General features: G+C 56.5%; 19 protein-coding genes. 10 read left to right on the top strand and 9 right to left on the bottom strand.

Translation table 11 applies throughout. From position 1 onward, the window contains the following. The first annotated feature begins 189 nt into the window (after positions 1-189). Genes M504_RS09655 through M504_RS09645 form a run of 3 tightly spaced genes read left to right on the top strand, consistent with a single transcriptional unit; the run spans position 190 to position 2,167 of the window. Positions 190-1,398 carry an alpha/beta hydrolase family protein gene (locus M504_RS09655; protein WP_047494314.1) on the top strand — a complete coding sequence of 403 codons (1,209 nt, stop codon included), beginning with the start codon at positions 190-192 and terminating at the stop codon, positions 1,396-1,398. Further along, the gene (locus tag M504_RS09650; protein WP_232296229.1) at positions 1,395-1,739 is read left to right on the top strand and encodes a cytochrome c; all 345 of its coding nucleotides are present in this window, start codon (positions 1,395-1,397) and stop codon (positions 1,737-1,739) included. Before M504_RS09655 ends, M504_RS09650 begins: the two co-directional genes overlap by 4 nt. 14 nt (positions 1,740-1,753) lie before the next feature. After that, the gene (locus M504_RS09645) at positions 1,754-2,167 is read left to right on the top strand and encodes a hypothetical protein (protein WP_047490602.1); all 414 of its coding nucleotides are present in this window, start codon (positions 1,754-1,756) and stop codon (positions 2,165-2,167) included. A gap of 76 nt (positions 2,168-2,243) precedes the next feature. On the opposite strand, the gene M504_RS09640 is transcribed toward M504_RS09645, so the two are convergent. The 3 genes from M504_RS09640 to M504_RS09630 all read right to left on the bottom strand — a co-directional run bounded on the left by M504_RS09640 (position 2,244) and on the right by M504_RS09630 (position 6,256). Continuing rightward, positions 2,244-3,659 (bottom strand): hypothetical protein, encoded by a 1,416-nt coding sequence (locus M504_RS09640; RefSeq protein WP_156993664.1) that lies wholly within the window; start codon positions 3,657-3,659, stop codon positions 2,244-2,246. 166 nt (positions 3,660-3,825) lie between these two features. Beyond that, positions 3,826-5,346 (bottom strand): carboxylesterase/lipase family protein, encoded by a 1,521-nt coding sequence (locus M504_RS09635; protein WP_047490598.1) that lies wholly within the window; start codon positions 5,344-5,346, stop codon positions 3,826-3,828. A 133-nt stretch (positions 5,347-5,479) separates the two neighbouring features. Continuing rightward, positions 5,480-6,256 (bottom strand): tetratricopeptide repeat protein, encoded by a 777-nt coding sequence (locus M504_RS09630; RefSeq protein ID WP_052200586.1) that lies wholly within the window; start codon positions 6,254-6,256, stop codon positions 5,480-5,482. Between the two features lie 180 nt (positions 6,257-6,436). Here M504_RS09630 and M504_RS09625 point away from each other — a divergent pair, with 180 nt between their 5' ends. Further along, entirely contained in the window at positions 6,437-7,093 is a 657-nt protein-coding gene (locus tag M504_RS09625; protein WP_198137565.1) for a YdeI family protein, read from the top strand. Positions 7,094-7,168: 75 nt separating this feature from the next. On the opposite strand, the gene M504_RS09620 is transcribed toward M504_RS09625, so the two are convergent. From M504_RS09620 to M504_RS09600, 5 genes are all read right to left on the bottom strand, one after another. After that, positions 7,169-7,525, bottom strand: coding sequence for a hypothetical protein (locus tag M504_RS09620; protein WP_047490595.1), 357 nt, complete (start codon positions 7,523-7,525; stop codon positions 7,169-7,171). 103 nt (positions 7,526-7,628) lie between these two features. Beyond that, the gene (locus tag M504_RS09615; protein WP_047490592.1) at positions 7,629-9,701 is read right to left on the bottom strand and encodes a M13 family metallopeptidase; all 2,073 of its coding nucleotides are present in this window, start codon (positions 9,699-9,701) and stop codon (positions 7,629-7,631) included. Positions 9,702-9,859: 158 nt separating this feature from the next. Continuing rightward, positions 9,860-10,414 carry a zinc ribbon domain-containing protein gene (locus tag M504_RS09610; RefSeq protein WP_047490588.1) on the bottom strand — a complete coding sequence of 185 codons (555 nt, stop codon included), beginning with the start codon at positions 10,412-10,414 and terminating at the stop codon, positions 9,860-9,862. Positions 10,415-10,419: 5 nt separating this feature from the next. After that, positions 10,420-10,794, bottom strand: coding sequence for a hypothetical protein (locus M504_RS09605; RefSeq protein ID WP_052200584.1), 375 nt, complete (start codon positions 10,792-10,794; stop codon positions 10,420-10,422). Between the two features lie 2 nt (positions 10,795-10,796). After that, positions 10,797-11,510, bottom strand: a complete 714-nt coding sequence (locus M504_RS09600; RefSeq protein WP_047490585.1) for an RNA polymerase sigma factor — start codon at positions 11,508-11,510, stop codon at positions 10,797-10,799. Positions 11,511-11,637: 127 nt separating this feature from the next. Between M504_RS09600 and rlmB the strand changes: the two genes are divergently transcribed. The 3 genes from rlmB to M504_RS09580 all read left to right on the top strand — a co-directional run bounded on the left by rlmB (position 11,638) and on the right by M504_RS09580 (position 15,772). Further along, positions 11,638-12,429, top strand: coding sequence for a 23S rRNA (guanosine(2251)-2'-O)-methyltransferase RlmB (gene rlmB / locus M504_RS09595; protein ID WP_047490581.1), 792 nt, complete (start codon positions 11,638-11,640; stop codon positions 12,427-12,429). 23 nt (positions 12,430-12,452) lie between these two features. Continuing rightward, positions 12,453-14,711: a hypothetical protein gene (locus tag M504_RS09590; protein WP_047490579.1), complete on the top strand. Its 2,259-nt coding sequence runs from the start codon at positions 12,453-12,455 to the stop codon at positions 14,709-14,711. Between the two features lie 443 nt (positions 14,712-15,154). After that, positions 15,155-15,772, top strand: a complete 618-nt coding sequence (locus M504_RS09580) for a trimeric intracellular cation channel family protein (RefSeq protein WP_047490572.1) — start codon at positions 15,155-15,157, stop codon at positions 15,770-15,772. 4 nt (positions 15,773-15,776) lie between these two features. On the opposite strand, the gene M504_RS09575 is transcribed toward M504_RS09580, so the two are convergent. Continuing rightward, positions 15,777-16,655, bottom strand: coding sequence for a hypothetical protein (locus tag M504_RS09575; protein ID WP_047490569.1), 879 nt, complete (start codon positions 16,653-16,655; stop codon positions 15,777-15,779). 335 nt (positions 16,656-16,990) lie between these two features. Between M504_RS09575 and M504_RS09570 the strand changes: the two genes are divergently transcribed. The 3 genes from M504_RS09570 to M504_RS09560 all read left to right on the top strand — a co-directional run bounded on the left by M504_RS09570 (position 16,991) and on the right by M504_RS09560 (position 25,275). Then, positions 16,991-18,061, top strand: coding sequence for a bifunctional heptose 7-phosphate kinase/heptose 1-phosphate adenyltransferase (locus tag M504_RS09570; RefSeq protein ID WP_156993662.1), 1,071 nt, complete (start codon positions 16,991-16,993; stop codon positions 18,059-18,061). Between the two features lie 179 nt (positions 18,062-18,240). Next, entirely contained in the window at positions 18,241-21,696 is a 3,456-nt protein-coding gene (locus M504_RS09565; protein ID WP_047490566.1) for a TonB-dependent receptor, read from the top strand. A 186-nt stretch (positions 21,697-21,882) separates the two neighbouring features. Then, positions 21,883-25,275 (top strand): glycoside hydrolase family 38 C-terminal domain-containing protein, encoded by a 3,393-nt coding sequence (locus M504_RS09560; protein ID WP_052200582.1) that lies wholly within the window; start codon positions 21,883-21,885, stop codon positions 25,273-25,275. The last annotated feature ends 4 nt before the right edge of the window (positions 25,276-25,279 follow it).

The following is a 25,279-nucleotide window of genomic DNA, read 5'->3' as shown; positions in this document are numbered from 1 at the left end:
TTACGAAAGGCGTCTGGAGTTGCCGCGGAGCATCCCACGGAAACTGAAGGCGAAGAAGCAGATTCTTTTGTTGGTGGGAAGCATACCCCTTCTGTGCGAATCGGCACGGAATTTTTCAAGTGCGATTGGCTCATCAACAAGTTGTGTGCGCTGCTGCAACGTCCCGGGTGGTCAGATATCCTAAAAGAGATGCTTGGAAAGTGGTATGCGGATTGGATGATCCGCTGGGAGACGGCACTGACAACACGCGATACCAATCGCGTGGTTCGGCCGCTGGAGTGGGGTTTTGACTGGCTTGCGGATTTTAGCGAGCTGGCCGCGGAGTCGCATCGGTTGGACATGGCCGGACAGTTGACCACGGCGGATGCGCTGGACCGCATGATGCGCGTGAATGAAGAGATCGTCGCGCGCAATGCGGAGTTCTACGGCTACGCCGTGCCGACGGACTTTCGGTTGGAACATCGACACCCGGAGTTATTCCCGACGAATGTCAGGCCGGAGACGCTGGCGCAGGACCAGCAGCTTAAGGACGATGCTGCGAGCGGGAAGTTGAACAAGGCGGAGTTTCTGCGGTTCACATCGCCTGTGCACTCGAAGTATCCCGAGAATGATGCGGTGAATGCGCGGTGGTATCCGGAGCCTGCACACAAAGATCCGAAGCGTAAGAAACAGGCCATCGTGGTGATGCCGCAGTGGAATGCAGATGCGTTCAGCCATAACGCGTTGTGTGCCATCTTCAACAAGTTCGGCATCGCAGGACTGCGGTTGTCGAAACCGTATCACGATATCCGTCGGCCTGCTGAGTTGGAACGCAGCGACTATGCGGTGAGCAGCAACATTGGTCGTACGATTGCCGCTTGCCGTCAGGCTGTGGTGGATATTCGCGCTTGCGTGGACTGGTTGCAGGCGCAGGGCTATGAGCAGTTCGGTGTGTTAGGTACGTCGCTTGGCTCCTGCTACAGCTTCATGGCTGCGGCTTTTGACCCGCGTATTCAGGTGTGTGCGTTCAATCATGCGTCGACGTGGTTTGGTGATGTGGTTTGGACAGGGCAGAGCACAAGGCATATTCGTGCAGCGTTTGAACGCGAAGGGCTGACTCAGGAACAGGTGCGCGCCCTCTTTACGTCGATCAGTCCGATGAGTGTGATGGATCGCTTTGCTGCGGAGAAGACGCGGCAGACGCTGGTGATTTATGCGCCGTGGGACCTGACATTCCTGCGCGAGTTTTCGCTGGATGTACTCAGCAACTTCCGCAAGCGTGGTGTGAACTTTGTGAGCCGTGTGTTGCCGTGTGGGCATTACACGACGGGCGAGACGCCGTACAAGTACATTGACGGCTGGTACATGGGATCGTTCATTCACAAGGCCTATAAGCAGATGCGGGAGCGTGCGGTGTGAAGCGACTGCTGCTGATGTCGGTAGTTTGCGTGGCGTTGATGGGTTGCAAGACTGTGCCGCCGCCGAAGCCGCTGAACCAACTGACACCGCAGGAACATGCGGGCTACGTTGCCTATCAGCAGAATTGCGCGCAGTGTCATTACGATCGCGAAACGGGATCGCTGCATGGTCCTTCGTTGTTGGGCGTCTACAAGAACCCATATCTGCAAAGCGGTGCGCCTGCAAACGATGAACGTATTACATGGACCATTCAGCATGGGCGGGGCATGATGCCGCCGCTGGGTGGGCAGGTTTCGCCGGATGACATTGCATCGATCCTGGCTTACCTGAAGACGCTGTAACTGGAAAAGAGACGATGAGCGAGAAGGAAGTAAAACGCATCAAGCTGCCGCCGGGTTCGGTGCGGCCTGACATTGAAGGATCGAAGGGCCCACGCATGTTGCCGGGCATGGCGATGATCGCCATCTTCATGCTGTTTGTGTCGATGGCGAATGCGATCAATGTCATTGCGCATCGCGACCAGTTCCGCACCAGTGCGCTGTACGCCATCCTTACTGTGGCGACCATGATTCTGATTGGTGTGTTCGGATTTTTGCGTTTGAAGCGCTGGGGATGGGCGTTGTTGCTGGGCGGATGCTTCTTCTATTCGCTGGGTAATGCGACGCTGTTTTTTCAAACTCGTCAGCCGGGGTATCTGTTACCTGCGGCGTTTTCGATGGTGTTCTTTCTGTATCTGGTGCGCACGGAGATTCGCGAGCGCGTGAAGTAAGCGCTCGTTAAAAAACAAGAACGCAGCGTTCGTAGTGAACGCTGCGTTTTTTTATTCCAGAGTTGCATACAGAGATTTAGGTGAACATGAACTCTGCGGTCATCTTTGCGGAGACGCCAGGGACGAGGCGTGTCCACTGTGCGCTGAAGCCTTCGGGGAAGATGACGGGGTGATATTCGCCTGCGGCCAGCTTCACTGTTTCGTACTTCACCCAAGTGCCGTCGCCGAGGAAGTCAATCTGGATTTCAACGGTGCCTGCCTTGTCGCTGATGAGGTGAAGCATCTTGTGTTCGAAGCTGGTGAACAGGAACGGGTCTGATGGTTCGCCCGCTTTGACCATGTCTTTGCGCCATGGACCGCCCCATCCTTTTGGCTTGCCCCATGACCATAGGTCATCTGTTTTGCCAAACCAGATGCCGCTTTGCGGTTGGCCAACGACAGCGTTGTTGTCGTTGTTGGGTGTGGTTTCGTTTCCACCGAGTGCGAGCATGCCGCGGAAGCTGCAGTAGTCAGGGATGATGCGCAGATGTTGGCAGACGGGCTTCACGCCCCAGATGCGATCTTCAAATGCGATGGGCTGCAGCTCATAGAACATGCCCTGGATGTCCATCATGTAATGCTCGGTTTCCACTTCGCGGATGCGCATCCATTCGGTCTGCCAACCTTGCTCGAACGCGTGTGAGGGCTTGGGCAGGCGGTAGAGTTGCCACTCGCCTTTGACGAGCGCGCGGAAAAGTACAGACTTCTCATCCCATCCGCTGGCGAACATCACGTTGCCCATGTTTTCGCGTGCAGCCACGTCCATGTGCGGCTTGTCGCTGATGCGTCTCCATGGGCCTTTGCCGTCCCACTCGAAGAGACCTGCTTGAGTTTCGCCGTAAGCGAAGAAGCCGTTGTTGGAGACGACAACGCGACCCTGCGCAGTGTAGCCACCTTTGAAGTGTGGCTGTGCCTTGATGCTCATATCCTTTGTGAGATCGGTCAGCAGGCGTGGCTTGAGGTCGTTCACATCCATCTCGAACATGAGGCCTTCCATCGTCATGAAGTAGACGCGGTTCTTCGGATCAGTGAGATGCGGCATTGTAGAAGTGAGGCGATGTTCCACGAGGCCTTCGATGCGCCGCCACTTACCGGTGGAATCAATGATGTATGGGCCGATGATGCACTGGTTGCTGGCGTGATGAATGAAGCGATTGGCGTACACACCGTTGGGCATGTCGAGCGCCTCAATCTTCAGATCGTCTTCGAGTCGATAAAGGCCGAGGCCAGTGCCGGTGCGTTTGCCGGAGGAGTTGTAGGTGACGGCATAGAGGCCGTCGGCCCAGGGCATCAACGCGCCCACGCCACATTCAGTGCGCGCAGCGTTGTTGTCTGAGCGGATGCCAACGTTTGGGATTCCGGGAATCACTTTCTGCGCTACGGCGTAGCCCGTGGTGGCGGCAAGCGAAGCAAGGAGGGAACGGCGAGTAACGGAACGCGGCAGGTACGTCATGAACAGCATCTCCCTAGTGTGCCGAACAGTCGTCGCATGTTTGCGCACAGGCAGTGGCGACTGTTTTGTGGCAGCGAAAGCATACCGCATTAGTCAAACGATTAACTAGCTGGAAAATGAGAATTTGTGAAGATTATGTATTTCCGAAACCCGAGGCTTACAGCTTTTAAGAAAAGGAGAAGCCATTCCACAGGCGCAGTTCTGCCTCTGCGGGTTGTTGCTGTACCTGGCTTGTTGCGTTGAAGAGCATGGTGGCGCGCTGCTTTGCATCCCACTGTGGCCATGTGGGCAGGCCAGTTGCCGCGGGGGCGTTGCCCTTGATGAAGTTCACCCATGCCGTGTGCATTTCTTTGGAGAGTGTCTGCGCTGCAGGTGGTTCGCCGGTGGCGAGATGCTCAAAGACGTAACCGATGTCGTACGCGTGGTAGCTGGTGCCTTTGTGCGGGCCGGTGGCTGCGGTCTCGTCAAGACGATAGAAGTAGGTTGCGCTGCCACCGCCTTTCTTGTGTGCGTCTGCTACACGGATGCTTGGCACCCAGTACTCTTCGGCGGTGAGAGCGCGGATGTTACGGTCTGCAACAGACATTTGCGGATAGATTGCGGCGTACTTCGCGAGGATAGCCTGGAACTGCGCTTCCGTGGAGTTACCGAGACGCTTTTGCGTGCTGGGCTCTGCGGCGTGCTCGCCGAGATAGAAGGCGCTTTCATCACGGCACGTGCCGATGAGCAGTCGTTTGCCGCGTGAGGTACCTGCCGCGATGGCGGGTATGGCGCGATGCGGTAGCAGTTGGCCGCCGCCTTGTACGCGCAGAGGAAAGTTGCCTGGCGCGGCCTGGATCATGCGTTCCTGCAGTGCGATGAGTTGTTGCGAGGGCAACGCAAGAATCGCAGCGGGGCTACGCTCGGTCAGCTGCGATGCGAAGGCTTCTGTGACGTGATGGGCGCCTGCGGTATCGAGGATGCGTTCGCCGCCACCGCTCTCAGAGATTGCCGCGGAGAAGTAGGGGCGCGCTTCTTCTACAGCCAACAGGAATGCTGTCAGCTTTGCACCTGCGGATTGTCCGCCGATAGTGACGCGTGTGGGATCGCCGCCGAAGGCAGCGATGTTTTCATGCACCCAACGCAGCGACATCACGAGATCGCGCAGGCCATTGTTTGCGCTATCCGCATAGTCCGCACCGAGCAAGGGCGACCAGTCGAGAAAGCCGAAGACGCCCAGACGATACGGAACGGTGACCATGATGACGTCGTCCTTGGCGAAGACGGCGCCGTCGACATCGACGGGGCTGCCACCGGTGAATCCGCCACCGTGAATCCACACGAAGACAGGGAGTGGCTTGTCTACCTTTGAGGGCGCATAGACGTTCAGGTAGAGGCAGTCTTCGTTTTGGTTGGGGTGGCTGGGCTGCATGGCGCTGGCGGCAAACTTTGTGGCGTCGCGCACGCCGCTCCATGGCTTCGCGGGTTGGGGTGCGCGAAAGCGTAGTGCGCCGATGGGCGGTCGTGCGAAGGGAATGCCGAGAAAACGCCGGATGCCGTCGGTTTCTTCTCCAGCCAGTGTTCCGAGCTTTGTCTTCACCTGTGGGCGGTTGTTCGATGTCTGCGCGAGAAGCGGGCGGAAGACCACTCCAGCCGCGGTTATCGCTGTGTATTGCAACATCTGTCGCCGTGTCCACACTGTGCTCATCTCTTCTCCCTACTTGCGATGTCCTTTGTATCAAAGGCTGGCTGCTGCGTGGATTTGTAGCTCGTTTTGGCCCAAGCAAAAGCGGCTTCACGCAATGGTGAAGCCGCTCGCCCTCGAGGACGTGAGGGAGGGGCTAGTTCTTCTGCATGTCTTCGACCATAGCCAGGAAGGCGTCGTTGGTTCTCATGTCTGCGAATTCCTTGTCGTGCATGAGACGGTTGCGATCGCGGAAGCCTTCCAGAATGGCTTTGCGAAGGTAGTCGAGTGCCATCTTCTGGCTGCCTGCCTGCGCGTAAGTTGCGGCCAGGTGATAGTGGATTTCGCTGGCGCTCTTCACTTTTGAATTTGAGGGAATGCCGCGATTCGCACTGCGTTCAAGGATTCCCGGATCAATCGCGAGTGCCTTGCGATACTCCGCGTCGCCTTTGCGGAAGTTTCGCTTCGCGTAATACAGCGTGCCCAGATTCTGGTGCGTGTTGGGATCGTCAGGCTTCAGCTTCAGCGACTTGCGATACATTTTCTCCGCGCGTGGCAGGTCGCCCTGGCTGTGCGAAAGCGTCCCGAGGTTGTTGTAAGCCTCGGCGTACTTTGGATTGAGCTTGATGGCGCCTTCGAAGCTGGTACGTGCGCGATCCCACATGAACATGTGTTCGCAGGCGATGCCCATTTTGTTCAGGACGGGTGCGGTGGGGGGAAGCTGCTCATAAACATGAATTGCGGCGAGATAACGTCCGCGCACCGCCAGCGTGTCTGCCAGACCTTCCGTGGGTGGCAGGGTGGATGCGGTGTCGACGGGTTTATCGGTCAGGACTGCCGGAACGACGGGCGTTTCTGTTGCAGGAGGAACAACCTGCTGCGCCCACAGCAGGAACGGCGTGAAAAGCAGAGGAAGCCAAATGGAGCGAACCATGGAAACCCTCCTTCCCAGGGGAGCCACAGCCACAGGGGTGACAAGGATAGTGCTCCTGCGAGCAGGCCGTATGCAAGGGGAATTTTCATGGAACTGAAATGATGTGCGCGGTGACGATGTCGCCGGATTTCAGTGGTTTCCGTTAGCAGACGAATGTGTTGCGGATATACTGCCGCCATCATGGCAACGGCGAAGAAATCTCCCACGAAAAAGCCCTCGGCGCAAAGCTTCGATTCGCGCATCGACGCGCAGATTGCGAAGGCTCCTGAGTATGCGAAACCGATCCTGGAACATCTACGACAGATGGTGCACACGGCCGTTCCTGAAGCCGTGGAAGAGGTGAAGTGGAGTCGCCCGTTCTTCACGCTGAACGGCGAGAATCTTTGTTTCATGGCGGCGTTCAAGAATTACTGCGGCTTCGGTTTCTGGTCCCCCAAGATGCCGGAGTACCTGCAGTCGCAGGGGATGCCGAAGGTGGAGGGTGCGGGCAGCATCGGGCAGATTGCTTCCGTGAAGGATCTTCCGAAGGAGCTATCGAAGTATGTGAAGTATGCAGCCGAGTTAATTCGCAAAGGCGAAGCTGGTTCGGCGATGGAAGGCCGCACGCGCAAAGGTACACGGCAAGAGATTGAACTGCCGGATGCGTTCGCCGCTCTGCTGAAGAAATCGAAGAGCGCAAAGACAAACTTTGAGGCGCTGCCGCCCAGTTGCAAACGCGAATATCTCGAATGGATCACTACGGCGAAGAAGGAAGAGACGCGCGACAAGCGTATGGGCGAAACCATCGTCATGCTGGAGGCAGGCCGCCGTTTCAACGACAAGTATCGTTCGTGCTAAGAGTGGTCGCATCGGATAGCGACCAGAAATAAGAAAGCCCGCATCCTGTGCGGGCTTTCTCATGTTCACGAGTTTTTAGTAAGGGCGAGGTCCACCTGGTCCACGCTGGTGGCCCCACCAAGCGTTGTAGCCGCGCTGGAAAGCAGACTGGTAGCCACGGCGATCTGGTCCGCGATAGTTGCGATACTCATCGCGGTTCATCACTGTGGGGCGGCGATGATTTTCAAAATCCTTCTGCGCACCGTACAAGCCATCACGATAACCCTGGCGCTGGATATCGCGGGTATATTCGCGAGGGGGTGCATCCCAACGTCCGGGTCCCTGGCCGTAGCCTGGCGGCGGTGGCGGTGGGCCCTGAGCGAAAAGTGCTGCAGGCGCGGCGATCATGCCGGCGCCAAGTACGAGTGTTGCGATACGTGTCTTTGTGTTCATTCGTGCTCCCTCACTTCCGAACTGCATTGAAGTGGACACACACTTGGAGCAAAGGTCGCGGTCCTCTCGTTGCCTGTTGTGCAAAAAAGAGAACCGCGTCCGATTACCAGACTCTACAGACGTTGGCTTTCACCATGGGCGCTGTCTTTGCACATTGAAATGCTTTCGCAAATTCCGGCATGTTCACCACAATGCCATTGATGCGTGCATAGCCCGGCGAGTGTTCGTTGGTAAGCGCATTCATACGAAGCTGTTCCGGTCGCTGGCTCTCACACGCCCACTGCGCAAATCCGACGAAGAAGCGCTGATCTGGTGTGAAGCCGTCAACGGGCTTTAACGATTCGCCTTCGGTTGCTTTCTTCCACGCCATGTAAGCAATCAACGTGCCGCCGAGGTCGGCTACATCTTCACCGCTTGTCAGCTTGCTGTTGATGTGAATGTCATCGACAACGGTGTATGCGGCGAACTGATCGCGCAGGCAGTTGATGTGGTCTTCAAAGCCCTTTGCGTCTTCCTTTGTCCACCAGTCGCGCAGGTTTCCTTCTGCATCGAACTGGCGTCCTTGATCGTCGAAACCATGCGTTAATTCATGGCCAATCGTTGATCCGGTGTTGCCGTAGTTCGGCGCGTCGTCGGCCTTTGCTTCATACAGCGGTGGCTGCAGAACGCCCGCTGGAAAGTTGATGTCATTCATCTGCGGATCGTAGTAAGCGTTTACCGTCGGCGGTGACATCATCCATTCATTGCGATCTACGGGCTTGCCGATCTTGCCAAAGTCGCGTTCACTTTCGAACATCACTGCGTTGTGATAATCGGCGAAGTAATCGTTGCTTGTAACGGTCAGCTTCGAATAGTCGCGCCAATGATCGGGATAACCAATCTTGTTGCGAATGGTCTTCAGCTTCTTCAGCGCCTCGGCCTTTGTTGCAGGACTCATCCAGTCGAGGTGCTCAATCTCCTGCTTCATAGAGTCTTCAATGAGATTGGTCATCAACTGCGTCTTTGCGCGTGTGTCCGCGGAGAAGGTGCGGCGCACAAACTCCTGCCCCAGTGCCTCACCCATGTAGTCATCCACCTGGCGTGTGCATGTACGCCAGCGTGGTGACATGGAGGGAACGCCGCGCAGGTAGTGGCTGAAGAAGTCGAACTGCGCTTCGCGCCAGGGCTTGCTCATCTGTGGTGCGGCCGAGGTCAGAGCGTGGAAGCGTAGATAAGCCTTCAACGTATTCAGCGGTGCCGTTGTGAGTTGTTGTTGCAGAGCCTTGTTGAACTCTGGCTGCGAGATGTTCAGCGTGGTGAAGCTCTGCGCTCCGGCGAGTTGATAGAAGTGTGCCCAATCCACCGCAGGGACCTGCTTCTGCAGGTCGGCAAGCGTGAGGCGATGAAAGATCTTGTAGGGATCGCGGCGATCCACGCGCGAAAGCGACGCTGTTGCCAGCGCAGTCTCAAGCTTCATCACCGCGTCTGCATCGGTCTTTGCCTGTGTTGCGGATTCACCGCTCATGGTGAGCAGCTTCTCGATGTAGGCGACGTACTTCTGTCGAATCTCTACGCTCTTCGGGTCGGTCTTCAGGTAGTAGTCACGGTCGGGCAGGCCGAGCCCACCCGCGTCTTCGCCGGCGATGACGTCGTTTGCGTTTTGCGGGTCTTGTGTAGAACCGGCGTTGAAGAAGAACGAACCATCCACATCGACTGCGAAGGCGGGCAGATCTTTCAGCAGGGCTTCACGTGACTTGTAATCTGCAATGCGGGTGAGTGCGGGCTTTACTGGATCGAAACCACGCTTATCAATTGCAGGTTCGTCGGTGCAGCCTGCGAAGTAGTCGCCAATCTTCTGCTGGGTGGCATTGCGATCTTTCATGGCTGCGGCATCGCGCAGAATGCCCCAAAGAAACTGCTGGTTCTCGTAAGTCAGTTTGCCGTAGACGCTCCATGCGGACTGATCGGCAGGGATGGGATTGTTCTTCTGCCAGCCGCCACATGCAAATTTGTAAAAGTCGTCGCAGGGATTCACGCTGCGGTCCAGGCTGGTGAGGTTCAGCACTGGTGAGTACGGCAATGTCTCCAGCGGTACCAATGGCTTCTGTGCGCCGGTGGGTGCAGGTTGCGAGGTCAGATTTTGTGCGGAAACACTCGCGGCAAACAGGACAAACGGCGCAACGGTCAGAAAGCGCATAGGGGGCTCCAAAGAAAGACTTCCATCCTTTGTAGCAAGTACGCGCAACGTATGCCGAATCGCTGCGGAAGTTTCCGGCAGGTACGTTTGGGGACAACTATGGGTGACAACTATGACTGTTATGGGTATCCGCTGGGGCGGCGATGCGAGACTGATCGTTAGTCGCTGTAGGAGCGCAGCCGTGCGGGCATGGCGTCTTCTGCAAGGTCATGGCCACAGTTGGTGCAGTACACATCGGTGATGTGCACGCCGCGGAAGCACTGACCGCAGACCGGCTTCATCTGGAACTGGCACTGCGGGCAGAAGTGGAAGTCGCTGGCGACTTCTGTGCGGCATGAGGGGCAGCGGCTCAGAATGGGCTGGCGCAACAGGAAGTAAACGATGGCGCCGATGCCGCCGGGCATGACCAGCACAATCAGCATCCACAATGCGGGACGCATATTGCGACGCTTCACATCGCGGCTGATGTAACCAATCAGCAGAACATAGCTGGCCAGAGCGGCTCCCCAGCTATAGCTGCCAATGGCATGCATGATGGGATTGCCATGGCGGGGTCCACCGGGAGGGGGGCCACCAAAATATCCATAGCTGAGCATCTGGATACCGGCGAACACCATGACGGACAGGATGACCGACCAGAGCGGAATCATTTTCAGCTCGTCGTCGCTCTGTTCCACGTCCGGTCGCTGGCTACGTTCCGTCTTCCACACCATGGGCCTTACCTTACCTTGTCATTGCGGTCCGACGGACGACGATTGCGGCGGAGCAGTACTACTGCAGCAGTGATAACCGAAAGAGGCAGAAACCAAAGCAACAGCAGACTTACTTCGCTGCCCGCATCCGCGCCCAGATCCACAATGCGTTTCCAGATACCGGCGATGTCGGAGATGCTTTCATCCGTTACGTGCAGCACGGCGGCTGCAATGAAAAGCAGAAGAGCCGAGCAGACAACGAACGGAACAATCAGATCGCGGGTAGTACGCTTGCGCTCCCGCATGGCATTGGCACGCTGGCGGATAACGCGGTGGGTACGGTTAACCACCGCCGCGCGTGCATCAAAACCTGGGGTGCGCGGGTCCTCCGAAATTGCCATGCTCAAGAGAGCCCTCCCTGAGCGGCCGTCCTTGGGACGAGGTTCCGCTCACGACGGAGCTTCTCAATCTGCGGCTTTAACGCAGCAAGGCCGCGATACAAACGCGACTTCACCGTGGAAAGCGGGGACTTCGTGACAGCTGCAATCTCTTCCAGCGCCATTTCCTCATGGAAGCGCAGAACCAGCACTTCGCGGTAGGACGCGTGCAGGTCCAGCAGCACGGCGCTTACTTCTGCGGCATCTTCACGGGAGCAAAACTGCTCAAACGGCGAAGGTCCGTCAATCGCAATCTCAAAGGGGCGCTCGTCATTGCCCGGGTCCTGCAGTTCATCCAGCGATGCCATTGTGCGTTTACGCGAAAGGTCAATGGCAAGGTTGCGGGCGATGGTGAACAACCACGTATCAAAGCGGGCCTTGCCGTTGTACTGTGCGCCGCGCATTAGCACGCGCATCCAGGTCTCCTGGAACAGGTCTTCAGCGGTTTCACGCTTGCCGGTGAGGAAGGTCAGGTAACGCATCAGGCGGTGCTGATAGGTGTCGATCAGGCGATCCAGCAACTCAGGATCCTGCTGCTTCAGGCCGTACGCAATCGCAGCGTTTTCCTGCTCGCTGGCTTCCAGCATTGCCGCCGTAATGGACAAAGCACCCTGCACATCATTGTTGACGCGGGGTTGCTCGGAAAAGACGCGGCTCCCGAAAGAATTTTCTTTCAGCATGTGGAAAAGTTGTCCCTGAAGTACACGAAGTGTGCAATGCGGTCCGGCCCATCCATTTTAGGGTGGATGAACGGCGGATGAAAAGCTCTATTTTCCGGGGAGGATTGCCTCCGCGTAGACTGGGAGTATGGAGATTCTCTTCGGGCTCCATCCCGTCACCGAAGCCGTCCGTGTACGGCCCAAAGACCTGGACCATATCACCGTCCTTTCCGGCCCCGCCAATCCGCGTGTGGCCGCCCTGCTCGACCTGTGCCGTGCGGCGCGCGTCCGCGTGAGCCATGGCAGCCGGGAAGAGCTGCAGCGCATGAGCCGGAGTGAAAACCACGGTGGTGCGGTGGCATTCCTTAAAGAACGCAAGTTGCTGACGATTGAAGACTTAATTTATTCGGGTAGCGAAGCGAAGCGGTTCTTTCTGGCCCTGGATGGAGTGGAAGACCCTCACAACATGGGTGCCCTTCTGCGTACGGCGGATGGTGCTGGCGTGGACGGCGTATTGCTGCCCGAGCGCCGGTCGGCTCCCCTGAGTGGGGCTGCGGCGAAGGCGTCTGCCGGGGCAACCGAGCATGTTCGCGTGGCTAAAGTTACGAATCTGGTGCGATCGCTCGAGGACCTGAAGAAGCAGAACATCTGGATTGTCGGGCTCGACGAGCGCGGCACCATGGACTACGACCAGTTCGACTTCAACGCCGACATCTGCCTGGTGATGGGGCGCGAGGGTGCGGGCCTGCACGACCTTACGAAGCGCACTTGCGATTTCCTCCTGCGTATCCCGATGGCGGGTGCTGTGCCGTCGCTGAATGTGTCGGTTGCGGGGGCGGTCGTGATGTATGAGGCCGCGCGGCAGCGTCGGGTCAAGCAGCGTCCTGCTGCCGAACCGCCCGCGAAGGCGTCCAAGCCACGGAAGGGTCTCGGCTCGTAGCCGCCCATTTTCTGAAGATTTTCATGTCGCATTCCCATCCACACCGGCTCGTTCCGTATCTGCTTGCAGCGGCATCGCTGCTGCCTGTTGCGTCTTTCGCTCAGCAAACTGAACCGCAACCGCAGACGGAACAACAACAGCAGCCTGCGTCGAAGGGCACCGTGCTGTTTGAGCGCCACGAAGAGCCTGTTGCGCCGGAAGCGGAGCAGCCTGCCGTTACCCCGGCGAAACCCGGAGTTTCTTCCAGTGCGCATCCGCCACGTTTGCGCAGACGTTCGCCCGATGATGCGGCAGATGACGATGCCTCACCGGTAGAGCCGTCACAGACAGTATCTGCGGAGTCGTCTTCCAGTAGCTCTGAGGACGCGGTGGCGTCTGTGTCGCCTCTGGTTGTTACGGAAGCGGATCTTGCTGCTGCGGCGCAGGTGCCAGCGGAGGCGCGTCGCGCACCTCTTGTTGCTGCGCGCGATTTGGATTTTCATCTCAATACACACACCGGGCTTGCCGAAGTTCGTGCGCAGGTCACGGTGAAGAACACTGGAACGCAGCCGCTTTCTACGATTGCGTTGCAGGTTTCTGGCGCGTTGAAATGGGAGAGCGCGCGGATTGCCCAGGGTGGTCCGCTCAAGTTGGAGCAGCATCATCTCCGCGACGATCTGGATCATACGGGTGTTGCTTCCGAGGGTGTGTTCACTCTGCCGGAAGCTCTTGCACCGGGTGCTGTCGCAAAGCTGGATCTCTATTACGGTGGCACGATCGCGGCAAGCGGGGCGCGCCTGCTGGAGCTGGGAGCACCCTCGGCAGTTGCCGTTCGCACGGATTGGGACACGGTTACGGACGCCTTTACCGGCCTGCGCGGTTTGGGGAATGTGCTGTGGTATCCCGTTACCGGCGATCCTGCGCTTCTGAAAGATGGAGCGGCCGTGCCGAAAACTGTGGAGGCGAGCCGCGCGCGCGAAGTGGAGAGCGCCTTTGCGCTTCATCTCACGCTGGAATATGAGGGTGCGCAGCCGGATGCAGCATTCTTCTGTGGCAATCGTCAGCACCTGACCGCTGCTGCAGAGGGAGTTGCCACGGCGACATGGTCGATGGCCAAGCTGGGGCCTCGCACGCCTTCGTTGTTCGTGACGCTGGCTGCGCCTCAGGAAGTGGCAGGCGGCCTGGTGCGTGTCGTCACGGATGCGGCAGATCGTGCTGCTTCGATTGGCGAAACTGCTGCGCGAGTACGCCCGATGCTGGAACAGTGGCTGGGTCCCAAGCCGTCGCGTCCGCTGGATGTGATTGATCTGCCGATTCCCGATGCTGCCGGGTATGCGGATGGCGCGCTCCTGGTGGCTCCGTTGCGCACGGCGCAGCCTGCGGCGATTGCGCCTTCGCTGGTGGTGCCGCTGACGTCGGCGTGGCTCCCGGATGGTCTTGATGCTGCATGGCTTCGTGATGGCATTCCGGAGTTTATGCAGGCTCTGTGGGCCGAACGCGGCAATGACCGCAGCACGGCGCTCGCTGGACTGGCGGCGGAATCGAAGCGCTTGCGGCAGATGGATGCGGATGCCGCGCCGCAGATGAGTTCTTCTTCGTCGGACGCGCCGGTTGTGGATGGCCCTGTTACGTCGCTATCGACTTGCACACAACTTTCATGTGCGCGTGTGCGTTCTGCTTACGTGCTGCAGATGCTGCGAAACATTGTTGGCGAGGAATCTCTGCAGGGAGCGTTGTCCGGCTGGCGATTGAAGCAGGAAAATACGCCCGGGTCTGCTGCACAGGAGACCGCGAGTTTCGAACAGATGGTGCAGCAGGTTGCCGGAACGAAAAAGCTGGATTGGTTCTTCCAGAACTGGATTCAGGGCACCGGCACGCTGCCGCAACTGGAGATTGCGGCGATTGCGCCGCGCAAAATTGAGCGCGCCACAGCACCTGCAAACCTGCTGCCGCAGCATCAGCAAGCCTACGGCGGTCCCATTGGCAGAGAAGTGCAGGCACCAACGGATGATCCTCGCGCCCGCTGGGGCGGTGATAAGGAAGTGGCACAGGCAGGTTCATGGCTTGTTGCGGTCGAGGTGCAGAACACCGGCGGAACTGATGCTGAGGTCCCTGTGACTGTGCGCGCCGGAACGCTGACCAACACACTTCCGCTACGCGTTCCCGCACACGGCAAGGCCACGATTCGTATTCCGTTTGAAGCAGAGCCGGCAGAGGTTTTGGTGAATGATGGCAGCGTGCCGGAGGCAGGAACGTCGCTTCATCGTCGCTCCATCACGATCGCTCCGACACCGCTGCGTTAACGGAAGGGCGGCCTTTCAGGCAGCGTCTACTGAAGAGGAAATCATTCGTCCGGCGGACATGTATGTGTCTTTATGCATCAGCGTCCGGGCCTGGGCCATCGCTCCACACTCATGCTGCTGTTCGTGTTTTGCGAGGGCACTCTCGTTGCTCTCCGTCGCCACTGTGGAGAAGCAGCGGTGGCAGATGGAGTCGTACGTTTGATTTGGGTTTTTTCGATGAGAGTACGCAAGCGCTTGGGTGCTGACGGCTTCCACGGGAACCCCCTCCTTGCCAACGGTTGAAGTGCGTGTAAATGCACGGGCCGGACAGGCGTAGCCAATGTCTGAGCGACTCGGAAGTCTGTATTAGCGAGTAGACGCTCGCCGAAATTTGTTTGGCAAATGAATATGTCCGATAGATTGCATTGCGTCGTAAAGTGGCACGGCACTTTATAGTGGGGCACATGCGTGTGCGCGACCACCTTTTGCTGTTTCTTGACCTGATCGGCACCGCTCTTTTCGCCGCCGAAGGAGCCACCACTGGCGTACATGTTCGGCTGGATCTCCTTGGGGTTCTGGTGGTTGCGTTTCTTACGGCATTGGGCGGCGGTATTGTGCGCGACCTTTTGCTGGGCGCGACGCCTCCGAATGCCATGCGCGACTGGCGCTATGTGGCCACCGCTCTGGTTGCGGGATTGATCGTCTTCACATTGCGCACATCCATAGCCGCCAGCGGCGAGGGCTGGGTGCAGGTTCTGGATGCGGCGGGTCTAAGTCTTTTTGCGGTAGCCGGTGCCACCAAGGCGATTGAATACGGTATTCATCCACTGATGGCAACGATGCTGGGTGGACTGACGGCGGTTGGTGGTGGCACTCTTCGCGACGTCTTGATCAATCAGATTCCGAATGTGTTGAAGGCGGATGTTTATGCGGCTGCGGCTCTTCTTGGAGCTGCCGTTACCGTCACTCTGCGGAAGTCTGGCATTAAGCCGCCGATGGCGGATTTGGCAGGGATTGTCTGCTGCTTTGTGACGCGCATGGCGGCGGTGCATTTCCACTGGAACCTGCCCATCGCCGGTTGAACGTCTATCGGCAGATGGCGGTCAGATGTCCGAAGGTATTCTCCAGCGGTGCATCAAGAAAGCTGACTCTGCCGCAGAGCATATCGTGATCGCTGCCGGGAGTTGGGTCCAGGTGAATATCTTCGACGGCATAGTGATACTGCCCTTCGCTGTCGGGCCAGACCATCATGCAATCGGAGCGAATGCCAAAGCGGTACGCAGGATGATGCGTAGCCAGGGTTGTCTGTATTTCGAGCGGGACACAATCCACGCCGCCGAATTGCTCATACGTGCGTAGTACGTTGCCCTCTTTGTCCGGGTTGTAATCGGCTGCGTAGAGCAAACCGCCATAACGCTTTCCTTGTTCTTCGAGGAAGCGGCAGACGGAAACGGTACTGTCCATCTGGTTTGCAGTGGGGATGCCGTCACGTACCCAGAAGCCATGATGCGTGGCAACGCGAAAGGGCTTTTCATCACCGGGACGATGCACACTGCAGGCAACCGCGATGCGGTTCTGCGTCTTGAGGATGAGTGCGTCGGATTCATCGAGCGGCTTCGTGCGTTGGTTGTCTTCGCCTACGCCCTCCAGGTCGCGTACAACGCCGTCGCCCCATGTGTGATGGATTTCAATTTCATCGATGGGCCAACGTGATGCGATGCAGATGCCGAGAGATTCTCGTTTGCCCCAGAAGCTCTGAATGGTCATAGGAACAAATGAGAAGTAAGGCAGTGGGCTGAGATACGCAACCATACTGGCGCGAAAGTCCTGCAGGCAAAGAACGTCAGGAACCACGGCATCGGGATCTGATAAGCCCTTGAGCCAGTTAACTGTCGATGGTATCTCCTCGGGAGTATCACCTATAAAACGTTCCCCGTTGAGAGACCATACTTGCAGCGGTTCCATTGCACTCCTCTTGTTTGTTGGTTTAAGCAGACAAATTCCAAAGTAATGTGTGAGCGTCCTGCATGTGTTCTCACTTACCCCTTTTCCTGTACTTACAGGCGTACTGGCAGCAGTTGGTATTGGCTCAAATATTCAAGACAAATACCGTACTCACTTTTAATGCACTAAGAATAACCAAGGTGCTGTATCTGGGGCTGTTCAGCGCATGAACCCGCGCGATTCCTCTTATTTCAGACGGGTCCGGAGTTCGCCGTCACATCCTCCATAGCACGTAAGTACAGCTTTTCCGGTCGCGTGCTTGCCAGTCATGTTTACGTCCTCATAGTTTGCTTTACGTGCAAAAACAACACCAACAAGAGGCCGCCAAGCCGGTCACGAAAGAGGGGCTACGCGCCTCCGAAGATGTTCATCAATGGTTCTCGTCTGTTCTGACTCGTATGGAGTCAAGCTCATTGGCGGTCTTTGGTGATTTTTGTATTGATGCCTATTGGGACCTGCATGAAGGCGAAGAGGAGTATTCGCTGGAGACAGGCCTGAAGGTGCGGCGCGTACAACGGCAGAGGTACTCACTCGGCGGCGCTGGCAATGTGGTTGCGAATCTGGCAGCGCTGAATGTAGGGCATGTTCAGGCTATCGGCATCAGTGGTACCGATCCATTCGGAGCAGTGATGCATAGCATGCTGACGGATTATCGCAATTGCAGTTGCGATGTCATCGAGGATGCCGCATGGCAAACCATGGTTTATGCCAAGCCATGCATCGGAAATCTGGAAGAAGGCCGGATCGACTTCGGTGGATTTAATGAATCGAGCGAATCCGTTACGGAACGTTTGCTGGAGCGATTGGAGAGCGCTGCAGCGAAGCACGATGTGGTGATTCTCAATCAGCAGGTAGAGACCGGTGTGTCCTCGCCAAAGCTGATTGAACGTTTGAACGACATCATTGCAAGTTCGAAGAAGGCTGTGTTCCTTGTGGACGCACGCCACCACCTGGAGAAATTCTCCGGTGCTCTTCTGAAGGTGAACATGGGCGAAGCAGCAAAGCTTCTCAATGAAGCTCCTGAATCGCTGCATGAAGATGAACGAGCCATCGAGTTTGCAACACGTATCTACGAACGCACTTCCAAGCCGACCTTTATTACACGCGGTGACAAGGGAATCGCCGTGGCGGCCGATGGAAGAGTTTCGTTGATCGCAGGATGGCCTATTGAAAGCCCGATCGACACAGTAGGCGCAGGAGACACCGTGGTTGCAACGATTGCTGCCGCCCTGGCGACAGGGGCAACACCGTTGCAGGCTGCCACGCTGGCAAACCTTGCGGCTACCGTGACCGTGAAAAAGCTTCAAACGACCGGCACCGCGTCGCCGGCCGAAATTCTGGCAGCAGCGGGAGTGCGATACCCGTAAAGCGACCACTCAACATCGAGTACTGAGCAGCCTGGTCAAACGGCGCAAGCAACTTTCGCCCGACCGGCCCGGGTGAGCAGTGCCCAAAATTCGTAGACGAAGCTCCTGATTGTGTTATTTGCCGCAGTTTTCTTTGCAGAAACACTTCGTCCGCGACCAACTTAACTGGAGGCAACACAATGTACTTTCGTTCTACACGGTCCCTCCCAGGGCTGGCATCTCTCGTATTTTTGTGCTCCGCTCCGCTGTTCGCGCAGGGCACACAGGCGACGCTGGATGGTCAGGTAACAGACAGCGGTGGCGCTGCGTTGCCGGGCGCCAAGGTCGTCGTCCTGAATGTCCAGACAGGTGTATCCTCGACGACGGTTACTGGTGAAGACGGCTACTATCACGTGGTCGCGTTGAACCCGGGACAATATTCCATCACCGTTCAGCAGCCCTCGTTCACCACGAGCATCCGCAATGGTGTGCAGCTTGCAATTGCTGAGCGTGCTGCCATCGATTTCACCCTTACTCCCGGTAACGTGAGCGAAAACGTCACCGTGACAGCGTCCGCTGCACAGCTTGAGACAGAGACTGCTACACAGTCCACAGCGCTGGGGCAGGAGAAGTTGATGGCTCTGCCAACGCAGGGTCGCAATCCTATTTCGGCGATCTTCTCCGTACCTGGCGTTCTGGTCACGTCATCCGATACACGTCTTCGTGCATTTGATATTGCAGGTACGTCGGGCATCTCCGTTAACGGATCACCCAATAGCACGAACGAAATTCTGGTGGATGGCATGAGCGCCCTCCAGAACGGTGCATCAGCCTCCTACATTCCAACGCAGGAAGCCACAAGCGAAGTGCGTGTGCACACCACGAACTACGACGCTGCATACGGATGGTCGCTTGGTGGTATTACCAACATCCTGACCAAGAGTGGTACGAACCAGTTCCATGGGTCTGCGTGGGAGTTCCTCCAGAACACGGTTCTCAACGCGAATACCTTCAATAGCAACTACACCGGACAACCGCGTTCTTCTTCGCACATCAACATCTTCGGCTTCAACATTACCGGGCCCATCCTGAAGAACAAGCTCTTTGCCGCGTATACGTTTGAAGATCTTCGGCAGAGCATCCCGGATCCGTTTGTTGTTTCCGTGCCGACCGATCTGCAGAAGGTCGGCGACTTCTCGCAGACGGTTGATGCAAACGGAAAATTGATAACGATCTATGATCCTTTCTCGACGACAACCGTAAATGGTGTGTTGACGCGTACTCCGGTTCCGGGAAACAACCTGAAGAACCTCAGCCGTCCGATGAATCCCGTTGCTCTGAAGGTCCTGTCGATGGTTCCTTCTGGCAATGTTAAAAATGCTCCTATTACCGGGCTGAATAACCTGACGAATGGCCCTGGCAGCCGTAAGTTTACTGACTACTTTCCGGAAAATACGGTGCGCGTGGACTACACCATGAGCGATGCGACGCGTATCTTCGGGCGCTATTCTCGTAACTCGCTCACGGAAGCACGTGGTTTCCGTTACTCGACAACTTCCGCTCTGAACATTGCGGATACGAGCACGAATAATCCGTTTACACGTGAAAACCACAACGGAACGGTACAGCTTACTCGGATCGTGAATCCAACGACCGTGGCTACCGTACGTGTCGGTCTTGAGCGTTTCAAGTCGGCAAGTGGTGGATCTCAAGGTGTGGGAACGGGACCCAGCGCACTCGGATTCTCGTCCGGCTTCGCTGGTCAAGCAGCAAACATCTTCCCGCAATTTACCTGGGCTAACTACAACGGTGCAGGCGCAACTCCGCCGAACATCACCACGAGCTACAACTACACGATTGGCGCTTCGGTAGCTAAGACCGCTGGCAATAACAATATGACAGCCGGCATTGATATGCGACTGCTGCGTAACAACGTGCAAAGCCCTGGTAATAGCTCTGGCAAGTTCGTTTTTGACCAGCAGTTCACTGGTTCGAATCCTAACGCTGTAAATTCCACATCGGGCAATGCGATTGCTTCGTTCCTGATGGGCACACCACAATCGGGCTCTATCGACGTGAACAGCTTCCCAACACGCCAGGTAAAGATGTTCTCGCTGTATTTCCAGGACGATGTGCGCGTCCGGAAGAATCTGACCCTGAATGTGGGACTGCGCTGGGATTATCAAGGACCACTTACCGACCGGTTCAACGGATTGGCAACCTTCAATCCGTCGACCCCAAATCCGTTGGCTGTTCCGGGACAATCGCTTTACGGCGGCCTGGTATTTGCCGGTGTCAATGGGCAACCGCGCAACGTTACGAATCAGAAGTGGGGTAACCTGGGACCGCGCTTCGGCGCTACCTATCAGGTTGATAAAAATACCGTGCTGCGTGGCGGCTATGGATTGCTTTATGGACAGGTTGTGAATGATCCAGGCGAAGCACCTGGCTTCAGCTACACGACCAACATGGTCACGTCGGTTTCGGCAGGTGTTCCGGCGAACACGCTGACCGATCCGTTCCCAAACAGCAGCGTTCAGGCACCTTCCTACGCATCCAACGGTCTGAAGACCTACTTGGGACAGAGCTTCTCGTATGCAAGCCAGAATGCGAAACCGGCCACGGTACAGCAGTTCTCCTTTGGCGTTCAACATCAGTTCCCCAAGGACTTTCTGTTCACCGCGTCGTATGTGGGAACGCGCTTCGGACGTCTGCCCGTTAACCATCAGATCAACGCAGTTCCTCTGAGCGCAATCGGTTATGGCAATGCTTACCTGACGGCAAGCGTCGCAAATCCATTTGCTGGTCTGCTTCCTGGAACGGCATTGAACGGTGCAACGGTTCAGCGGCAGCAGCTGTTGGCACCGTACCCGCAGTTCCTCGTGGGCACAATTACAGGCACCAGCGGTATCACAGAGCAGTACATTCCCATCGGAACTTCCAGCTACAACGCCGCTCAGTTTGTGCTGCAGAAGCGCCTGTCCTATGGCCTGGATTTCTCGGTGCAATACACCATGTCCAAGCAGCTGGATCAGAAGCTCTATTCGAACCCTCAGGACACGCAACTGCAGAAGGTGATTGCAGCGTGGGACATTCCGCGTAACATGCAGATCAGCCTTCTGTGGCAGTTACCCTTTGGCTCTAATCGCGCCTATGGATCGCATCTGGTAGCTCCGGTACGCTGGGCAATCAGCGGATGGGATATGGGATCGCTAGTACGTCTGCAGGCAGGTATGCCGCTTGATCTGACGAACAGCACGAACTCTGTGCCAATTGGCAATCCCGCTCTGGCGAATCCGACCCTGGCTCGTTGGTTCAATAATTGCGGGTCTGTAAACGGTACCTGCCAAAGCGGTGAAACGGCTGTGTGGCGCGTTCGTCAGGCGAATGAGTTGCAAACCTGGAAAACGCGTCTCTCCAGCGTTCGCCTGCCGGGCGTGCACAACATCGATATCTCACTCACGAAGAACAACAAAATCACCGAGCATGTGAATGCAGCCTTCCGTGCTGACTTCATCAACGCTTTCAACTCTCCACAGTTCTTTAACGGCCCAATCTCTGACGTGAACAACGGAAACTTTGGCAAGATTGCAGGTGCAATGGACCAGAGCAATCTGCCGCGGTTCATCCAGTTCTCGATGAAGGTCGAGTTCTAACATCGAACTAGAAAACCCCGCAGTTACCTTTACATTTCGGTGCTGCGGGTTCTATTAAGGAGGGGCGGTGATGGCCTTTGGGCATCTCCGCCCTTTCCCGTACGAAGGATGCTGAGTCTATCGAATCGATCGGGAACGCAGTCCGACGGTTGAGCTTCAGCCCAACACAATAGGTGGACCCAAGATATGTATTCCACGCCGCGTTTCCTTGCCGTGCTCGCCTCCGTTGCGACTCTCGCTGTGCCGCTGATGGCGCAGTCCAACGTTGCGCCTTCTTACAAGTTCTCTCCACAGGGGCAAGCTGTTGTGCAGCGGCTGTCCTCGTTTGCATCGCTCGACGCGCGCGAATGGCAGTATCACGAAGGGCCGATTGAACATGGTGAAAACCCAGCCCTCGATACTTCTAACTGGAAGACGATCAAGCTTCCGTTTGTTGCGCCGAAGGAAGAGATTTGGATTCGTCGGTGGATCGAGGTGCCGAAGACACTGAATGGCTACGATCTAACGGGCGCGCGCATTACGTTCAAAGTGGACGTCGGTGGTTATGGCCCGGGCCGCGGGTACCTGTATGAAGTGATCTATTACAACGGCCGTAAGGACACAGAAGGAACATACATTGGACCACGCACTGTCATTGATAGCGCGAAGCCTGGCGACAAGATTCTGATCGCGGTGAAGATGCCGCCGAGCACGGACATCAAGCATTTTGAAGGTGCTTATGTTGATGTGAACTTTGTGCCGAATCGTCCGGATCCGACTGCGCTTGCTACGGAGCTTGCTTCAGCGGCAGAGCTTCTGCCAGCTCTTATCTCAGATAAGGATCAGCTCGCAGCTCAGGAGAAGCTTCTGGATGCAGCAGCATCTTCTGTTAATTTGAGCGCGCTGGATCACAACGATCAGGCTGCTTTTGATGCTTCCATGGTTAAGGCACAAGCTGCGCTGGAGCCGTTGCAACCGGTGCTCAAGAAATTCTTCATCCAACTTACCGGCGACGCACACATTGATGCGGCCTGGTTGTGGACTGCCTCTGAAGGTGTTGATCAGGTCCACTTCACGTTCGCCAGCGCGATTGAGATGATGCACGAATATCCGCAGTACATCTTCTCGCAGTCCAGCGCGCAGTACTACGAGTGGATCGAAGAGAAGTTTCCTGCACTGTTCAGCGAGATTCAGAAGCGTGTGAAGGAAGGGCGTTGGGAGCCGGTGGGCGGCATGTGGATTGAGCCCGACCTCAACATGACCGATGGCGAATCGCAGGTGCGCCAGTTGTTGCTGGGCAAGCGGTACTTCCAGAAAAAGTTCAACTATGACGTCAAGATTGGATGGAACGTTGATTCCTTCGGTTACGACTGGCAGCTTCCGCAGATTTATAAAAAGTCCGGTATCGATTACTTCGTTACGCAGAAGCTCCGTTATAACGACACGAATCAATTGCCGCTAAAACTTTTCTGGTGGCAGTCACCGGATGGCAGCCGTGTGCTTTCGTACTTCCCGCACGACATCGTGAAAGACACGGAAGCGTCTGAGATTGCGCATGACGCGGCTGTTGCGATAGAACTGAACCCAGGCCAGAAGCAACTGATGCACGTCTACGGACCCAGCCTTGGCCGTCTCAATATCTACGATGCACGCACGGCCATTCAGAACGGCATCAACTGGTCAAACCCGAAGCGTGTCTATCCGCGTGTGGAGTTCCGTACGTCGCAGGCATTCTTTGATGACATGAATGCGCAGGTAGCTACGACTGGCATGCCCGTCTGGAACTACAAAACGCTTGCCGCAGGAAACACGCGGTTGCCAGCATCTGCTGCGGGCAAGATCAGCCTGCCTGTGTGGAACGATGAAATCTATCTCGAGCATCATCGCGGCACTTACACCACACACAGCGACCAGAAGGCCCATATGCGTCGCAGTGATCAGTGGCTGTTGGATGCGGAGAAGTTTTCGTCGCTCGCATGGCTGAGTGGACTGAACTATCCCGGTGAATCCTTCACGCAGGCATGGAAGAAGAAGGCGTTCAACGAGTTTCATGATGTCGCATCGGGGACTGCGATTGCTGCAGCATATGTCGATGCAAAGCATGACTACGACGAAGCGCATCGCATCGCCAATGAAGCTGAGGAGAATGCTATCAGCGAGTTGCAGCACCACATCAACACGGCAGCGCAGCCGGGCGTTCCTGTCATTGTGTGGAACAGCCTGAGCTGGGATCGTTCAGATGCGGTCACCGCCACGGTGCAGATGCCACATGCAACACCGGCCGGCATCAGCGTGCTTGACGCGAATAATCAACCCGTACCCATGCAGGTGTTGTCGCAGGACAAGGTGACCAACACATATCAGCTATTGCTGAAGCCGAAGAGTGTACCCGCGATTGGATACACCGTGCTGCATGCCGTTCCCGGTCAGCGCGCGGTCCCAAGCGATCTTTCTGTACATGGCACAACGCTGGAAAACAACTTGCTGCGCGTCACGCTTGATCCGAAGACTGGATGCATTACGAGCCTGTATCGCAAGGACACAAAGTTTGAGAGCATCGCTCCCGACCAATGTGGCAACAAGCTTGAGACATTTGTTGACTTGGGCCGCGGCCTGACGGAAGTAAATCTCGACAGCATCCGTGTTGAAGACGCGTGGAATATCGACAAGGGATACGACAAGAACGAAACCGATATCACACAACTCGACAGCATCCAAACAATCGAGCACGGCCCACTGCGTTCCGTCATTCAGATCAAGCGGCATTGGAGCAAGTCCACCTTTGTGCAGGACATTACCCTGTATGCCAACTCGCCTCGTGTCGACGTGGTGAATGACATTGATTGGCATGAGACTCACGTGCTGCTGAAAGCGAGTTTCCCGCTCACTGCAACCAGCGCGAATGCAACGTATGAAATTCCGTACGGCAGCATCGAGCGTCCTACTACGCGTGACAATGCCATTGATGCCGCGCGCTTTGAGGTCTCAGCACAGAAGTGGGCGGACCTGGGCAATAGCGAGCATGGCTTGAGCCTTATCAACGATTCGAAGTACGGATACGATGCGCTTGGCAATACGCTTCGCCTGTCATTGTTGCGTGCACCGCTCTATCCCGATCCAACGGCTGACCGTGGTCATCACCACTTCGGCTACTCGCTCTATCCGCATGCTGCTACGTGGAAGCAGGCCGATACAGTTCTGCGTGGATACGAATTTAACTATCCGATGCAGGCTGTGCAGGCGATTGCGCATGGCGGCGACCTCCCGTCGAATCACTCTCTTGTTCATGCTGCACAGCACAACATCGTTGTGACAGCGATCAAGAAGAGCGAGGATGATGACAGCCTCACAGTCCGCTTTTATGAATGGGCGGGCGAAAAGACGCGGGCGAAGATCACTATTCCCGCGGGCGCAACACAGGCAACGGAGACCAACCTGATGGAGCAGCCTGTAAAGGACTCCAGTGCGCAGGTCGCTCTGCACGGAAATGAAGTTGAATTCAACGCCGAGCCTTACTCCATCAACACTGTGCGTCTGGTTTATCCATCACGCGGCAACAGTATGTGGCATACGCAAAGCACGCAACCAGCAGCTAAGTAGGAAC

Origin of the sequence: Terriglobus sp. TAA 43 (genome assembly GCF_000800015.1) — a bacterium.
Lineage (GTDB): Bacteria > Acidobacteriota > Terriglobia > Terriglobales > Acidobacteriaceae > Terriglobus.
This window is presented reverse-complemented; position numbering and strand designations above follow the sequence as displayed.

Bases quoted from the DNA above. Each gene is read 5' to 3' on its own strand.
- M504_RS09600 (WP_047490585.1), bottom strand. From the start codon at position 11,510: ATGCTGAAAGAAAATTCTTTCGGGAGCCGCGTCTTTTCCGAGCAACCC.
- M504_RS09635 (WP_047490598.1), bottom strand. From the start codon at position 5,346: ATGAGCACAGTGTGGACACGGCGACAGATGTTGCAATACACAGCGATA.
- M504_RS09655 (WP_047494314.1), top strand. From the start codon at position 190: ATGCTTGGAAAGTGGTATGCGGATTGGATGATCCGCTGGGAGACGGCA.
- M504_RS09620 (WP_047490595.1), bottom strand. From the start codon at position 7,525: ATGAACACAAAGACACGTATCGCAACACTCGTACTTGGCGCCGGCATG.
- M504_RS09615 (WP_047490592.1), bottom strand. From the start codon at position 9,701: ATGCGCTTTCTGACCGTTGCGCCGTTTGTCCTGTTTGCCGCGAGTGTT.
- M504_RS09610 (WP_047490588.1), bottom strand. From the start codon at position 10,414: ATGGTGTGGAAGACGGAACGTAGCCAGCGACCGGACGTGGAACAGAGC.
- M504_RS09565 (WP_047490566.1), top strand. From the start codon at position 18,241: ATGTACTTTCGTTCTACACGGTCCCTCCCAGGGCTGGCATCTCTCGTA.
- M504_RS09605 (WP_052200584.1), bottom strand. From the start codon at position 10,794: ATGGCAATTTCGGAGGACCCGCGCACCCCAGGTTTTGATGCACGCGCG.
- M504_RS09580 (WP_047490572.1), top strand. From the start codon at position 15,155: ATGCGTGTGCGCGACCACCTTTTGCTGTTTCTTGACCTGATCGGCACC.
- M504_RS09590 (WP_047490579.1), top strand. From the start codon at position 12,453: ATGTCGCATTCCCATCCACACCGGCTCGTTCCGTATCTGCTTGCAGCG.
- M504_RS09630 (WP_052200586.1), bottom strand. From the start codon at position 6,256: ATGGTTCGCTCCATTTGGCTTCCTCTGCTTTTCACGCCGTTCCTGCTG.
- M504_RS09575 (WP_047490569.1), bottom strand. From the start codon at position 16,655: ATGGAACCGCTGCAAGTATGGTCTCTCAACGGGGAACGTTTTATAGGT.
- M504_RS09625 (WP_198137565.1), top strand. From the start codon at position 6,437: ATGGCAACGGCGAAGAAATCTCCCACGAAAAAGCCCTCGGCGCAAAGC.
- M504_RS09640 (WP_156993664.1), bottom strand. From the start codon at position 3,659: ATGACGTACCTGCCGCGTTCCGTTACTCGCCGTTCCCTCCTTGCTTCG.
- M504_RS09560 (WP_052200582.1), top strand. From the start codon at position 21,883: ATGTATTCCACGCCGCGTTTCCTTGCCGTGCTCGCCTCCGTTGCGACT.
- M504_RS09645 (WP_047490602.1), top strand. From the start codon at position 1,754: ATGAGCGAGAAGGAAGTAAAACGCATCAAGCTGCCGCCGGGTTCGGTG.
- rlmB (WP_047490581.1), top strand. From the start codon at position 11,638: ATGGAGATTCTCTTCGGGCTCCATCCCGTCACCGAAGCCGTCCGTGTA.